13 protein-coding genes and 1 tRNA gene are annotated in these 14647 nt (G+C 57.3%); 9 read left to right on the top strand and 5 right to left on the bottom strand.

All coding sequences use genetic code 11. The annotated features are described in order from the left end of the window. Positions 1-111 precede the first annotated feature (111 nt). Positions 112-195 (bottom strand) — tRNA-Leu (locus HMPREF2857_RS05690). Positions 196-459: 264 nt separating this feature from the next. Between HMPREF2857_RS05690 and HMPREF2857_RS05685 the strand changes: the two genes are divergently transcribed. From HMPREF2857_RS05685 to pknB, 7 genes are all read left to right on the top strand, one after another. Continuing rightward, positions 460-1359 carry a DUF3662 and FHA domain-containing protein gene (locus HMPREF2857_RS05685; protein WP_016421759.1) on the top strand — a complete coding sequence of 300 codons (900 nt, stop codon included), beginning with the start codon at positions 460-462 and terminating at the stop codon, positions 1357-1359. A gap of 136 nt (positions 1360-1495) precedes the next feature. After that, positions 1496-1957, top strand: coding sequence for an FHA domain-containing protein FhaB/FipA (locus HMPREF2857_RS05680; RefSeq protein ID WP_016421758.1), 462 nt, complete (start codon positions 1496-1498; stop codon positions 1955-1957). Beyond that, positions 1954-3309, top strand: coding sequence for a PP2C family protein-serine/threonine phosphatase (locus HMPREF2857_RS05675; RefSeq protein ID WP_070643084.1), 1356 nt, complete (start codon positions 1954-1956; stop codon positions 3307-3309). The genes HMPREF2857_RS05680 and HMPREF2857_RS05675 overlap by 4 nt, the downstream gene beginning before the upstream one ends. Next, the gene (locus HMPREF2857_RS05670; protein WP_083310511.1) at positions 3306-4667 is read left to right on the top strand and encodes an FtsW/RodA/SpoVE family cell cycle protein; all 1362 of its coding nucleotides are present in this window, start codon (positions 3306-3308) and stop codon (positions 4665-4667) included. The genes HMPREF2857_RS05675 and HMPREF2857_RS05670 overlap by 4 nt, the downstream gene beginning before the upstream one ends. Then, positions 4668-6104 carry a penicillin-binding transpeptidase domain-containing protein gene (locus HMPREF2857_RS05665; RefSeq protein ID WP_049172592.1) on the top strand — a complete coding sequence of 479 codons (1437 nt, stop codon included), beginning with the start codon at positions 4668-4670 and terminating at the stop codon, positions 6102-6104. Positions 6105-6106: 2 nt separating this feature from the next. Beyond that, positions 6107-7591, top strand: a complete 1485-nt coding sequence (locus HMPREF2857_RS05660) for a serine/threonine-protein kinase (RefSeq protein ID WP_070643081.1) — start codon at positions 6107-6109, stop codon at positions 7589-7591. A 53-nt stretch (positions 7592-7644) separates the two neighbouring features. Continuing rightward, positions 7645-9708, top strand: coding sequence for a Stk1 family PASTA domain-containing Ser/Thr kinase (gene pknB / locus HMPREF2857_RS05655; RefSeq protein ID WP_070602173.1), 2064 nt, complete (start codon positions 7645-7647; stop codon positions 9706-9708). Positions 9709-9711: 3 nt separating this feature from the next. Here the strand turns inward: pknB and HMPREF2857_RS05650 are convergent, their stop codons facing one another. Further along, positions 9712-10383: an aminodeoxychorismate/anthranilate synthase component II gene (locus HMPREF2857_RS05650; RefSeq protein ID WP_048731900.1), complete on the bottom strand. Its 672-nt coding sequence runs from the start codon at positions 10381-10383 to the stop codon at positions 9712-9714. Positions 10384-10518: 135 nt separating this feature from the next. Here HMPREF2857_RS05650 and crgA point away from each other — a divergent pair, with 135 nt between their 5' ends. Further along, a complete protein-coding gene (gene crgA / locus HMPREF2857_RS05645) occupies positions 10519-10788 on the top strand; it encodes a cell division protein CrgA (RefSeq protein ID WP_005511903.1) in 270 nt (89 codons plus the stop codon). Between the two features lie 698 nt (positions 10789-11486). Here crgA and HMPREF2857_RS05640 read toward each other — a convergent pair. Then, a complete protein-coding gene (locus tag HMPREF2857_RS05640; protein ID WP_369707163.1) occupies positions 11487-12023 on the bottom strand; it encodes a peptidylprolyl isomerase in 537 nt (178 codons plus the stop codon). Between the two features lie 304 nt (positions 12024-12327). Between HMPREF2857_RS05640 and HMPREF2857_RS05635 the strand changes: the two genes are divergently transcribed. Beyond that, the gene (locus HMPREF2857_RS05635; protein ID WP_049172598.1) at positions 12328-13221 is read left to right on the top strand and encodes a hypothetical protein; all 894 of its coding nucleotides are present in this window, start codon (positions 12328-12330) and stop codon (positions 13219-13221) included. A 124-nt stretch (positions 13222-13345) separates the two neighbouring features. On the opposite strand, the gene HMPREF2857_RS11415 is transcribed toward HMPREF2857_RS05635, so the two are convergent. Together HMPREF2857_RS11415 and HMPREF2857_RS11110 are read right to left on the bottom strand one after the other, a co-directional pair. Beyond that, on the bottom strand, positions 13346-13579 hold the full coding sequence (locus tag HMPREF2857_RS11415; RefSeq protein WP_070431836.1) for a PLDc N-terminal domain-containing protein: 234 nt from the start codon (positions 13577-13579) through the stop codon (positions 13346-13348). Further along, the gene (locus HMPREF2857_RS11110) at positions 13564-14178 is read right to left on the bottom strand and encodes a hypothetical protein (protein WP_141752735.1); all 615 of its coding nucleotides are present in this window, start codon (positions 14176-14178) and stop codon (positions 13564-13566) included. The genes HMPREF2857_RS11415 and HMPREF2857_RS11110 overlap by 16 nt, the downstream gene beginning before the upstream one ends. Between the last annotated feature and the right edge of the window lie 469 nt (positions 14179-14647).

Below are 14647 nucleotides of genomic sequence, written 5' to 3'. Positions count from 1 at the left end.
CGCCGAGCCAGACACACATTTTGACCCTTAACCCCCCAAGCACCACCCCAAACCCCAACCCTAGAAACAAAAAATCCTCGGAAGCTTTTACACTTCCGAGGATCTTCGCTGTGGGCGAAGGGGGACTTGAACCCCCACGTCCGTAAAGGACACTGGCACCTGAAGCCAGCGCGTCTGCCATTCCGCCACTCGCCCGTGGGAACGAATAGAACTATAACACCCCGCGCTAATACACCACCAAATCCCCAGGCCAGCACGCGTTTTTCAGCACTTTTCAGCACTTAGCAATAGCAACTTCCCCCACAACCGTCGTCACTATTTGATAAACCTCAGCAGTTCCTAGCCCTTAACTGAAGGTGTAGGGCTCTATACTGTTGCTTAAGTATCGATAATTTTTGTGCACATTTTTTCACGTAACCCGCCGCGGTTTGGCGGGAGAAGGCGAATTTCTTTAGTCAGATGGATTTCCTAGGACGCATCCGCAAGCTCGATAGCTCGCTTCAGCGCGGGCTCGATAACAGCTTTGCGCGCGTGTTCGGCGGCAAGGTTGTCCCGAATGAGTTAGAAGAATGCCTGAAGCAGGAAATTGAAGACTTCCTGATGCAGGACGCCAACGGTCAGTACTTGGCACCCAATGATTTCCGCATTGGCATCAGCGCTGCCGACTACAAGAACCTCTCTGCGTCCGAGCCCAACCTGCCGAATCAGTTGGCTGACCGCATGACACGCTACTGCCGCAACAACGGCTGGGGTTTCACCGGTTCCATTAGCGTCCACCTGCAGGCAGTGGAGTCGCTCCATACCGGCCAGTTGAAGACGGCCAGCACTTTCACCGAGGACACCGTGGGCACCTCGGAGTTCGTCCCATTCGAGGACAGTGCCGATGATGCCAACACTGACGCAGCCCCGTCGCAAAGCGATGATGAACCCCAAGCTGCAGAGACCTCTGCCGCCTACCACCCGCAGCCGGAAGCTGAGCAGTTCCCCACTGCTTCCCGCCCCATCCCCGCAGTCGACCCGGAAGCGGCAACTGAGCTGAGCAGCGCGACCGTGGGCGAAGACCAGCCCCAGGAAAAGACCGTCACCCTGCTGTTGCAGGACGGCTCCTCGCGCGTATTTGAGGTGCGCCATGGTTCGAACATCATCGGCCGCGGCACCGCTTCCGACTTCCGCCTCCCGGATACTGGTGTTTCCCGCCAGCATGCCGAAATCACGTGGGATGGCCAGGACGCTGTGCTCGTCGATTTGCATTCGACCAACGGCACCATTGTCAATGGCGAACCCATTGAGAACTGGCTGCTGGCTGACGGCGACGAAATCTCGCTGGGGCATTCTGTTCTCGAAGTTCAGATCCGCTGATTCAGATCCGCTAAGTAGTGAGGTTCACCAGGTTCACATGCCACTGCCCTAGGTTTGCCGACACATTCCTGGAATAATTACGTCCGTGTGTTCGGTTTGCGGACCCACCAGCTCTACATAAGGAGGTTCCTCGGACGTGGAAGCTATCGTTTTTCTGCTTTCGCGCATCGGCGTGCTGGTCGTCCTGTGGTTTTTCATTTGGATGACGCTTCGCACCCTGCGTACAGAAACAACAGGCTCGGCTCCGCTGCGCCCACTTCGGCAGGCCAGCAGTGCTCCGGCCAAGCGTTTCCAGCGCTCGCAGACTCCACATCAGCTCCTTGTCACCTCCGGGCCGCTGGCGGGTTCGCGCATGAACCTAAACAACCAACGCGACATCACTATTGGCCGTTCAGAGTCGAATGCCTTCGTCCTCAACGATGACTTCGCCTCGGGCCAGCACGCTCGCGTCATCAACCGCGACGGCATCTGGTACCTGGAAGACCTGGACTCCCGCAATGGCACATTCCTCAATGGCCAGCGCGTGGAACAGCCGGAACGCCTGGCTTCGGGTATGGAATTTCGTATTGGCCGTACAACTTTGAGGTTGCAACCATGAGTCTTGCTCTGAATTACACGGCCCGCTCTGACCGCGGCCTCATCCGACAGAACAACGAGGACTCCGCCTATGCGGGTTCGCGTCTGCTCGCGCTTGCCGACGGCATGGGTGGCCACGCCGCCGGAGAAATCGCATCTCAGCTGATGATTGCGGCCGTCTCTCGGCTGGACAATGATCAGCCCGGCCCCGATTTGCTCGAGTCCCTGCGCAGCGCCTGCATGGAGGGCAATAACTCCATTGCGGATGAAATTGAGCAGAACCCCTCTACGCAAGGCATGGGCACTACGCTGACTGCTCTGCTTTTCGACGGCACCCGCCTGGGCATGTGCCATGTCGGTGACTCGCGTGGCTATCTGCTGCGCGACGGGGAGCTCATCCGCATTACCCGGGATGACACCTATGTGCAGTCCCTGGTGGATGAGGGCAATCTCACCGAGGAAGAAGCGGCAATTCACCCTCAGCGCTCACTGATTTTGAAGGCTCTCACCGGGCGACCGGTGGAGCCTACTTTGTCTTATCGCGATGTTCACGAGGGCGATCGCTACCTGCTGTGCTCGGATGGTCTATCCGATCCAGTGTCCGCGGACACCATCAAGGATGTGCTCTCGGAGGGCACTCCGGACGAGGCCGCTACCAAGCTCATTGACTACGCGTTGAAGTCCGGTGGTCCGGATAACATCACCGTGGTGGTTGCCGATGTTGTCGATTCGTCGGCACGCACGCCTTACGAGCCCGCCCTGGCCGGTGCCCTGCAGAGTGCGGAGGAGGAACTCCCCCGCCCCAATACGTCAGCGGGACGCGCGGCGGCACTCCGCCCGCGGAAGTCGCAGGAAATTGCAGTGACTTCGGCGCCGGAGAAGAAAGCTTCCAAGGGCAAGTGGCTCGTTATTTCTGTGGTGCTGGTGCTGGTGGCCGGGTTGGTCGGCCTTGGTATTTGGGGCTGGCAGAAGAAGGAGTCGATGTACCATCTCGCGGTGGTCGACGGGCAGGTGCAGCTGATGCACGGCGTGCCCGGTAGTTTGCTGGGCTTCGATCTGCAAGAACCACATCAGTTCATCTGTTTGACCGATGACAACAAAGTTCAGCTGCCTCCGGCTGGGACGCCGAAGGAGAAGGTCAACTGCCACATCATGACGCCGGAAGATCTCTCGCCGGCGGCACGCAATTCGCTGGAAGGTCTGCCGGCTGATTCCTACGACGGTGTCAGCGACCAGATTGGCCGTTTGGCGGAGTCGGCACTGCCGGTATGTCTGTCCGTGTCTGACGACGACAAGGACGCAACTTCCGCCGACAAGAAGGATGAAAAGCTGGGTTCGAAGCCAGGAGTCAACTGTAGGCAGGTGCGAAAATGAGTGAAACTACCACGAAGCGACAGCTTCGGATGAAGGAAATGCTCCTGCTGCTGCTGTCGGCAGGATTGTTGCTTTTGGCACTAATTTCGCTGGAACTGGCTCAGGGCAACTCTCTGACCGCAGATGTCTTTTACATCATTGGCGGATTCTTTGTGATCTTTGCAGTGGCGCATATCGCGCTGACCTTTGTGGCGCCCAACGCCGATCAGGTGATGCTGCCGGTTGCAGCAACGCTCAATGCCTTGGGGCTGGTGATGATTCACCGCCTCGACCTGGCCAATGACACCTCGTTGGTGCGCAACCAGATCATGTGGACCGTACTCAGCGTCGCACTGTTTATCGGCGTGATTGTCCTGCTGCGCAACCATCACTCGCTGTCGCAGTACTCGTATCTGCTGGGTCTTGGCGGCTTGATTCTGTTGGCGCTACCGCTGGTGTGGCCGTCGTCGATTAATGCTGATGCCCGCATCTGGATTTCCATCGGCCCGTTCTCCATGCAGCCGGGTGAGTTTGCCAAGGTAATGCTGCTGATCTTCTTTGCTCAGCTGCTGGTGAATAAGCGCTCGCTGTTCAATGTGGCGGGCAAGCGTTTCCTGGGCATTGATTTCCCGCGTGTTCGCGACCTGGGTCCGATTCTGCTGATCTGGGGCATCGCTACCGTCATCATGGCTCTGCAGAATGACTTTGGCCCGGCGCTGGTGCTCTTCGGCACTGTGCTGGCAATGCTCTACGCTGCCACCGGTCGTGGTTCCTGGCTGATCATCGGCATGGTGCTGGTGACCGTCGGCGTTGTCGGTGTCTACATGGTTTCGGACAAGATTCAGGCGCGAGTCACGCATTTCCTGGATCCGTTGGGCTCCTACGACGAGGGCGGCTATCAGCTCTCCCAGGGTCTGTTCGGCATGAGCTGGGGTGGCATCGGTGGCACCGGTCTGGGCCAGGGCTACCCACAGAACATTCCGGTGGCACACTCTGACTTCATCCTCTCGGCCTTTGGTGAGGAGCTCGGTTTTACCGGTCTGAGTGCCATCATCCTGCTGTTCGCGATTCTGATTTCCCGCGGTATTTCGGCGAGCTTGGCGGTACGTGATTCCTTTGGCAAGCTGCTGGCGGCCGGTGTCGCATTCTCGATGGCCATTCAGCTGTTCGTGGTTGCAGCCGGTGTTTCCAAGCTGATGCCGCTGACCGGTCTGACTACTCCGTTCATGTCAGCCGGTGGTTCCTCACTGCTGGCCAGCTACATCATGTTGGCCATCGTGCTGCGCGTCTCTGACGAGGCCAACCGCCCCTGGGGCATTCAAAGCAGCCCTTCGGGCCTCAACGACAATGCCAACGCATCTCAGGAGGTGAACCAGTAGATGAATAAAACCATTCGCCAAATCTTTGTTGTCGTTCTCGGACTCTTCGTTCTTCTACTGGCGAACCTGACCTACATCCAGGGCTTCCAGCAGGATAAGTACGCCCACAATCCGCTGAATAGCCGTCAGTTCCTGGAGGAAAAGTCCAAACCTCGCGGCCAAATCACCACTGACGGCGACATTCTGGCCCACTCGGTCAAGGGCGAGAGCGGCTTCTATGACCGCAGCTACGACACCGACCCGGAGGCATATGCCGCGGTGGTCGGATACCTGTCGGACATCTACGGCTCGGCCGGTATCGAACGCTCTCAGAACGAGATCTTGAACGGCAGCGACCCTTCGCTGTTTACCTCCCGCGCCCTCGACATGGTCACGGGCAAGGAACCCTCTGGGGCCTCCACGGAGCTGACGCTGTTGCCGAACGCTCAGCGGACTGCGTACCAACAACTCGCTGAACGCGGCTACGTCGGCTCCGCCGTCGCCATTCGCCCATCGACGGGTGAAATTCTCGCGATGGCCTCCACACCGTCGTTCAACCCGAATGACATCGCCGCCGGCGACGAGAGTACCTGGCAGTCCCTCAATAACAATGAGGGCGCACCGCTGCTCAACCACGCCACTCAGCGTCCGCTGCCGCCGGGTTCCACTTTCAAGGTGTTGACCACGGTCACGGCACTGGAGCAAGGCGCTTCCCCGGACACCTCGGTCACTGGCGCACCGCAGATTACGCTGCCGGATACCACCACTACGTTGGAGAACTACGGTGGCTCGACCTGTGGTGGGGCTACTACAACTCTCCGCCAGGCTTTCGCGCAGTCCTGTAATACGGCATTCGCTGAGCTCGGTATGCAGTACGGGGCCGATGCGCTCAAGGACGTCGCTAAGCGATTCGGCATCGGTGAGACCCACGACGACGCGGGCCTGCCGATTCAGCCCTCCGCTGTCGGTGATATTCCGGATCAGTCCTCGCTGGGTCAGACCTCCATTGGTCAGCGCGACGTGTCTTTCACGCCGCTAGACAACGCCATCATCGCCGCCACGATTGCCAACGGCGGCGTGCGCATGGAACCCCAGATCATCAAATCGGTGCGCGGTGCCGACCTCTCCGAAATCAAGTCCTTTAAGCCGATTGAAGCCGGCGAGGCGATTTCGCCGGAGGTCGCGGAGACCGTAACTGAGCTGATGCGCGGCTCCGAGTCGCACTCGGGCGGTAACGGTTCGCGTATTGCCTCCAAGACCGGTACCGCCGAACACGGTGCTGTCCGCGGCGAGTACGCGCCGCACGTCTGGTACATCGCCTTCGCGCCGGACTCCGATGTCGCCGTGGCTGTCGTCGTGGAAAACGGTGGCGGCCAGGGCCAGGGCGCTACCGGCGCCTCCGTTGCTGCCCCGATTGGCCGTGCACTCATTAACGCGGTCGAACAGGCGGGTCGATAAGCATGGATGCCCACCAAGTTCAAGACATCGTTGGCGACCGATATCACGTCCGCCGTCTGCTCGGCCGTGGCGGCATGTCCACCGTCTGGCTTGCCGACGACGCCACCAGCGGCGAACTGGTTGCAATCAAACTTCTGAACCAGGAGTACTCGGACAACTACGAGTTCCGGCAGCGTTTCCAGAACGAAGCCGCCGCTGCGCGCAGCGTCAACAGCCCAAACGTGGTGAAGATTGTCACCTACGAGGAAGGCGACATCGGCAGCCACGGCGCGTGTTACATCGTCATGGAGTACATCCGTGGCGAATCTCTGTCGCAGGTGCTGCAGCGGCGTCGCACCCTGCCAGAGCACCTGATGCTCGACGTTCTGGAGCAGACTGCACACGGCCTGTCGGCAATTCACGCTGCGAACCTTGTCCACCGCGACATTAAGCCAGGCAACCTCCTGGTGACGCCGGAGGGCACGGTGAAAATTACCGACTTTGGCATTGCCAAAGCCGCTGAAGCGGTGCCTCTGACGCGTACCGGCATGGTCGTCGGTACCGCGCAGTATGTCTCACCGGAGCAGGCGCAGGGCAAACAGGTGAGTCCGGCGACAGACATCTACTCGCTTGGCTGTGTCGCCTACGAAATGGTGGCCGGCGCCCGGCCCTTCCAGGGCGACTCCACCGTCGCGGTTGCCGTGGCACACATCAACGAGGCACCACCTGCGTTGGCGCCGACGGTCAATCCGCATATCCGCGAACTTATCGGCATTATGCTGCGCAAGGATCCGCAGCGTCGCTATGCCGATGGCCGTGAGCTGGCACAGGCTGTTTTGCGAGTGCGCGCGGGGCACCGCCCACCGCAGCCGCGTGGTGTGACCCCAACGGTGCACCGTCAATCCAACGCTGCCAACCCGGCGACCACCGAACTCGGTGCCATGACGCGACCGCCCATGCCGGTGTCGCAGCCACCGCAGCAACCGCAGCGACCACAGCAGCAGCCCGCCCGACAGCGAAAGCCGGCAAAGAAGCGCACTGGCTGCGGTTGTGGCTGCGGCAGCATTGTGCTGTTGGTGCTGCTAGTGTTGCTGGCCGGTGCTATCGCGGTCGTCTACTCGTTGTCGACTACCGGTTCACTGCCAACCATTCCGAACTTGGAGCAGTACATTCCGAACCAGTCACAGCAGCAAACCACAGAGGAAAACACCGACCCCAACGACGGTTCTGGTTACGGTTGGTCGGGCGACAATTCCGGTAACTGGGGAAATAACGACGGCGGCAACTCTGGTGAAAACTACGGCGGCAACAATGACGGTGCCTCTGACAGCTCCACTGAGCAGGACACCAGCGAGACCGCTCCGGATACGTCCGAACCGACTCAGGATTCGGGCAACGACAATGGCAACGACAGTGGCGACGACTCCAGCGGCGGTGGTCTGCCCGGTATTCAATTGCCCCTGGGAAATGACTCCGGTAATACCTTGGGGACTCCAGATGCACAGTAATATTCAGGTACAAGATGTTTTGGTGGAAATCCTTCCGAAGGGACTGACGAACAATGTCTGGCAATGACGATCTCCTCTCCGGCCGTTATCGGCTCGGCGAGCTCATTGGCGTTGGCGGCATGTCCGATGTCTACCGCGCTGAAGATACTGTTCTCGGTCGCTCTGTCGCGGTCAAGATGATGAGGGCCGACCTTGCCAGGGATGAGAACTTCCTCGCAAGGTTCCGTCGTGAAGCGAAAAATTCAGCGCTGCTGAATCACCCGTCGATCGTGTCGGTGTACGACACCGGCGAGACGGATAGCCCGATGGGGCGCGTGCCTTTCATTGTCATGGAGCTGATTCAGGGCGAGACCCTGCGTGATCTTGTTCGTCGTGAGGGGCGGCTCGACCCGAAGAAGGCCGCATCGATCATGGCATCGGTGTGTGATGCGCTGACGGCATCCCACCATGCGGGCATTATTCACCGTGACATCAAGCCAGCGAACATCATGCTGACCAACACCGGCAAGGTGAAGGTGATGGACTTCGGCATCGCTCGCGCGCTCGGTGATTCCACCACGATGACGCAGACTGCGGCGGTGCTGGGTACCGCGCAATACCTCTCGCCGGAGCAGGCGCGCGGTAAGACCGCCGACGCCCGTTCCGATATCTACGCTGTCGGCTGCGTACTTTTCGAGGCCGTCACGGGCGCCCCGCCGTTCACCGGCGAAACCCCTCTTTCTGTCGCTTACCAGCACGTTCAGGACCAGCCGCCGCGGCCTTCGGGGAAGCTCAACACCGACCCGAACACGGCTCAGGCCCTCGACGCGGTGTTGTTGACCGCGATGGCCAAGGATCCGATGGAGCGCTACGACTCTGCAGAGGACTTCGCCCAGGATTTGCGTCGTCTTGCACGCGGCGAGGATCCGTTGGCGCTGGCGCACCACGGCGCGCATGACGACGACGCGAAGACCACCGAATTCCTTCCGGCAACTCCGTCGGATGCTGAGACCCGGGTGACCCCTGCGCAGCAGGCAACTCCGGCCGCTGTCCCTGCTCCGGCTCCGGCTCCGGAACCGGAGAGAGTGGCTGCCCAGCCGGAAGCCCCTGCTCAGATCGCTAACACTGACGAGCCTGAGAAAAAGAAGGGTGGCGCAGGAAAGACTGTCGCACTGGCGGCTGCTGCGCTGGTCGCTCTCGGCGGTGTCGGCTACGGCGCCTACCAGCTTTTCAACTCGTCCACCGAGGTCGAGACCGTCGCCATTCCGCAGGTCGAGGGCCTAAATGTCAATGAGGCAACGCAGGTTCTCGAGCAGGCTGGTTTCGTGGTCAACCGCGTCGACGAGCCGAACCCAGATGTGCCCCGAGACACGGTGATTGCCACCGAACCGGGTGTCGGATCGGGGTTGCCGCAGGGATCTCGTATCAAGCTGCGCGTATCTTCGGGCCCAGAGTTGACCAATGTGCCGGATGTACGCGACAAACAGGCAGAGGAAGCTCGCCGCCTGCTCGAGGAGGCGGGGCTTGTCGTCAATCCGAAGCTGCAAGAGGAACCGAGTGAGGACGTTCCGCGCGGCAATGTCATCGAGCAGTCTCCAGCTGCCGGTTCTCAGGTGTCGAAGGGAACCCGCGTAACTTTGACTGTCTCCTCCGGTATCGAGACCAAGACTGTTCCGGATGTCACTGGTCAGAGGTTGGATTCCGCCCGCACGACCCTCGAATCCGCTGGTTTCGTTGTCGAGGTGGTGGAGGTTGACTCCACTGAGGAACAGGGAACCGTTGTTGAGGTTCCCCAGAAGGGCACGGAGCTCACCGTCGGAACGACTGTCGAGCTGCACGTTTCGCGCGGCAACCAAATTAAGATGCCACGAGTTGAGGGCCAGACTCGCAGTGATGCGGAGAAGGCACTCACCGATGCCGGCTTCGAGGGAACTATCCGCACCGAGGAAGTCACCACGCTGGATCTGTCCAAGGTCGACCACGTGGAGAAAGCCAACCCGTCGGCCGGATCCAAGCTCAACAAGGACGGCGAGGTCACCCTACGCGTCTACCGGCTGGGGGTCGCCCCGGAGAGCTCTTCAGAGGAACGGCCTGCTCCGGAACCTCCCATAAGGCTGCCGGATCTGCTGCCTAACTAGCGGCTAGTGTGCCAGCACGTCTGAGAAGGCGCGCTGGTACACCGCCTGCTGCTCTTCCAACTCCGCCAGGAGTTCCTCGGTGTACTCGCCGCCGGCCAGTCGCAGCCAATTGACCAGCATGCGGTGCCCGTACTGGGTGAGTACCGACTCCGGGTGGTACTGCACGCCGTGAATCGGCAGGTCGCGGTGGCGCATCGCCATCAGCATGCCCGAATCGGTGAATGCCGTGGCAATGAGTTCCTCCGGCAACGTCTTCGGATCCACCGTCAACGAGTGGTAGCGCGTGGCAATAAAAGGACTGGGCACATCGGCCAGAACACCCGTGCCGTCATGAGTGACCGGGGAGGTCTTGCCGTGCAACAGCTCGTCGGCACGCACGACCTGCGCACCAAAGACCTCACCAATCGCCTGGTGACCCAAGCACACACCCAACACCGGTGTCGGCTCGTCCTGCCTGCTCACCGCGCGAATAATGTCCTCTGTCCATCCCGCATTGGACGGCTCACCGGGACCGGGCGACAGTAGGATTGCATCAAATTGCTTTACGACGTCGTCAACATCGCGGAGACGCGCATCATCATTGCGCCAGACAGTAACCGTTTCGCCGAGCTGGCCTATGTACTGGACCAGATTGAATACGAAGCTGTCATAGTTATCGACGACGAGAATCTGCATAACTGGGAATTCTACTGCCTGCGAACTTCACTGGTAAGTTCGGATGCAAAGTTTACAATTATGCATATACCGCGGGAGTGTAGATACCGCGCTGATCGCAACCTGCTGACCACAACCTAAGGAGTTTAAAGCGCTATGCCTAAGGCAAAGATTGAAAGCACTAATTCACCACAATCCGGTGGCTCCTCTGTCAGCCGTACCCCGGTCAAAATCAATAGCACTCAGACACCAGTGTGGTACAAGGTGCTGATGTTCGGGTTCATGCTGATTGGTTTGGGCTGGCTGCTGGTCAACTACATCGCGGGTCCGCATATTCCGTTCATGGTGACTTTGAACGCATGGAACTACGTCATCGGCTTTGGTCTTTTCATTGTTGGTCTGCTGATGACTATGGGTTGGCGTTAGTCAGCTCTAATACATCGCACCCCCTCAGGCGCATCCACTTTTGGATGCGCCTTTTTTTCATACCTAAAAACCCAGGTCAATTCACCCCCGTCAATACACCCGTTTCCCACACGTTTTTCGACGAATGAGGATTTCCCTCCTACTGATCGCGCAAAAAAGTTATCCACAGAAACCTGTGTAACAATCATGTAATTTGTGGATAACTGTGGAGAGATTTCGTCCCAAATTTCTCACGGGTTACGTAACAGAAACCGTAAAGCATGACAACTTTGGTTCTATCCCCTGTGTCCACAGTATCCACAGCCTGTGGATAACTCTGTGAACAAGTAACATAGTTGCAAGTCAAGTTGTGCGTAACTCCAATATTCTGCGGAGTTCGACCACTTTCGAACGCTGGTTCGTAAATTACAAGAATGGAATTATCCACACATGTGCACAAGTCTGTGGACAACTGTGAATTGTTGTAATTTGTGAAAATTGGGACCCGTAACGTGCTTCTTGGCCCGTGTTCACCTAGGTGAACAGTGGAGTATTTTGTCCACAGGGCTGTGGACATGTGGAGAATCAACACGATTTGCTACTACCCCCACTACCCCTAAACACAACATTGAGGTTACGGGCCGTCGTAAAGCGAAAATGGGCATGAAAAAACCCGCCCGGAACAACCGGACGGGTTAAAGAGCGTAGAAGCTAGCGGATTACTTCTCGATGTCGATGGAGGTAATCACGACCGGCTCCAGCGGGCGATCCCAGTGATCGGTAGCCACACGAGCGATCTCGTCGACAACCTTCTTCGAGGCATCATCAGCGACCTCACCGAAGATGGTGTGAGCGCCATTGAGGTGCGGGGTCGGAACAACGGTGATGAAGAACTGGGAACCGTTGGTACCACGGCCGCCGCGCTTGCCGGCGTTTGCCATAGCGAGCAGGTACGGACGATCGAACTGGAGCTCCGGGTGAATCTCGTCGTCGAACATGTAGCCCGGGCCGCCGGTGCCGGTGCCCAGCGGGTCACCACCCTGAATCATGAATCCAGCGATGATGCGGTGGAAGATGGCCTCATCGTAGAACGGGCCGGACTCGGTGCCAGAGGCGTTCTGCCCCTTGTACTCCTTGGTGCCTTCTGCCAGGCCGATGAAGTTGTCGACGGTATTCGGCGCGTGGTTGCCGAACAGGTCAATCACGATATCGCCATGGTTGGTGTGCACAGTTGCAGTAGCAGTCTTAATAGTCACGTTCCTTAGGATACCGACCTTGGTGGCCAATTGCTCCTACTGGTGAGTTTCTCCGTGGCAGAAACCAGCGAAAATGTTTTTCAAGATAAGGAAAAGAGTTCTTCGTTGACCCCCATGGAGGCCAAATAGTGCCTAAGCTGGAATGTGAGCCTGCTGCAAATATTTCGGCGCTAGGCCTAACTGGGCCCTAGCTCTTGGACTTAGAAGCATCTTGGTCTCAGAGGCACTGGCGCCGCAGCAGTATTAATCATTGATTGAGAATTAAAGGCGATGCCTGTTGGCGACGCACTAATAAAGGAGAGTCATGAACCCCAACGCAATCTCGCTGGCTGTCAAGGGACTGAAGTCCGCTTACGACAGCTACTCGGATTACCGGGACAAGAAGGCTGCAGAGCTCTACGACACGATGCAGGAGGCTAAGAAGGTGGCAGCTGCACAGAACGAGGCAGCAAAGGACGCAGCAACCAATTGGGCGGAAGACGTTAAGGAAAAGGTTTCCGACGCCCGCGATCAGCTCGCTGAGCAGGCCGAAGAACTGACCGGCAAGGTTGAGAAGAAGTCCAAGGAGACCAAGAAGCAGGCTAAGAAGGCTGCGAAGCAGGCCGAGAAGGACGCTAAGCGCAAGGGCAAGAAGACCCGTTGCAAGGCTCGCTGCGAGGCTAAGAAGGCTGAAAAGAAGGCCAAGAAGGCTCGCAAGGACCTCGAGGTGCGTACCCAGAAGGCTATCGACAAGGTAACCGGTAAGGAAGAGCAGCGCGCCAAGAACGGTCGCATCGCAACCGCTTCCCTGGTCTTCGCTGTTGTTGCAGCAATCGTCGGTGTCATCGTTTGGAAGCTGCGCAAGGACGACAAGCTCCCGGTTGACCCAGCTCCGTACCAGCAGAAGGCCCAGGAAGTTAAGCACAAGGTCGAAGAGAAGGCCGCAGAGGTCAAGGAGACCGTTGAAGAGAAGGCTTCTGAGGCTAAGGACAAGGCTGAAGAGGTAAAGGGCAAGGCAGCCGACAAGGCCGACGAGGCCAAGGACAAGGCTGCTAAGGCCAAGGAGACCACTGAGGAGAAGGCCGCAGAGGCTTCCAAGCAGGCTCAAATCAAGGTCGACGAGGTCAAGACCGAGAAGAAGAACGCTGACGACGCTAAGAAGATCTCTTCCAAGCCGTCCAAGCCGGCTCCGAAGCCGGGTCAGGCTCGCAAGAAGTAAATAGGCGGCTAGATAGCCAAAAGCCTTTTCACGCCCGATTGTTCTGTGCAGTTGATGCGCAGGCGGTCGGGCGTTTTGCTGTCTATATCTTCTTAGCTGTCGTGCGGTCTAATTCTTTGGCTCTTCAGCCTTTGTCGCCAAATCTCTTTTCGCTGAAGAAGAATATTCCCCAAATAATAAATCCGATGATTGGGAACAGTAACTGCACAAGTGTCCATGCAATTATTCGACTCGTCCCGCTTTTCCGGCGCACTTCAAAGATAATAACAATCCCCAAAAACCCGAGATAAATAATTGGGAAAAGCGTCCATATTAAATCGTAGTAGGTCGGAATTTCCACTATTACACCTGTCGGCATCCATTTTCGGCATTAACATCAGCTAAAACGTCGGTATGACCATTGGCATAACCAGTAAGTTTGATACAAGGATGCAAAGCCGGAAGTAGATGTACGAAGTCCACACCGTCTAGTAGCTTGAGGCCTATCTCTGAATAAGCTCGACCTGAAGTACCCGATGCACGAGCCCCGCTATTCAAAACGCCTTGGTATGTATATCCCGGGGTTGATGTCTCCCCACCTTGGTTAGTAATTCTAACACTGGTTACTTTATTTCCTGACGAGCACCACTCCATCGACAACCAGGAAGTAGCAACTACGAACCCATAGTTAGATTTCCAGTCTTGATGATGGTTAGCAGTCCTGCAGTTGCCACTACTGCGCGTTGCAGTGACAACTGGAGCCGAAACACTTTGCTCTACTGAGGACGGCGACATAGCACGCAAAAAGACCGCTTTATCTTTTTTAGACAACGCATTATACGTTTCTTGAGGATTCCCCGAATTCATTACCTCGTTTACCAGTACCGCCTCAGATCGACTTTCAGCAGAAGCAGTTCCCGTTGCTGTTCCGACAAAAGCTAGGGCAACTATTGCCGTTGCGAATAACCTTTTTTTCATACTACACCTCAAGATTGCGGAATTCGGTCCTTGAATCAACACCGTTGTGCTTTCGATGTAACGGTCTCACGAAAGATTAAGAACATCAATGATTTCGCTGAAGTGTCCAATTGGTTACCTCTAAATGGAGGGATAATATTCAACACTGTGATTCGGTCCATCTGAACTGACAGCAAGCACAATCTCAGTACCCGAAAGTGAATTTCCCAACCGATATTGTGTGCTTAAAAGCGCACTCCAGAATACTTCGCACTCAATACAATTTTGGCTGACCTGAACAATCGACATAAAACTAGACAGCATGGTCGACTTTGTGGCAGAACCATCTCAACGCGAACGAGGAACTGCTTCATTGAGCTCAAAGCTCGCATCAATGCCGGCATTCATAATGCCCACACGGTCTAGCAGGCTAAGTACACGACCACTAGAATCCGCGGGTTAAGTAGCAGAATGTGTGTCTGATTCTTGC

It is taken from the genome of Corynebacterium sp. HMSC076C10 (assembly GCF_001812455.1).
Lineage (GTDB): Bacteria > Actinomycetota > Actinomycetes > Mycobacteriales > Mycobacteriaceae > Corynebacterium > Corynebacterium jeikeium_D.
Note: the sequence above shows the minus strand (reverse complement) of the source record. Positions and strands in the feature narration are given on the sequence as shown.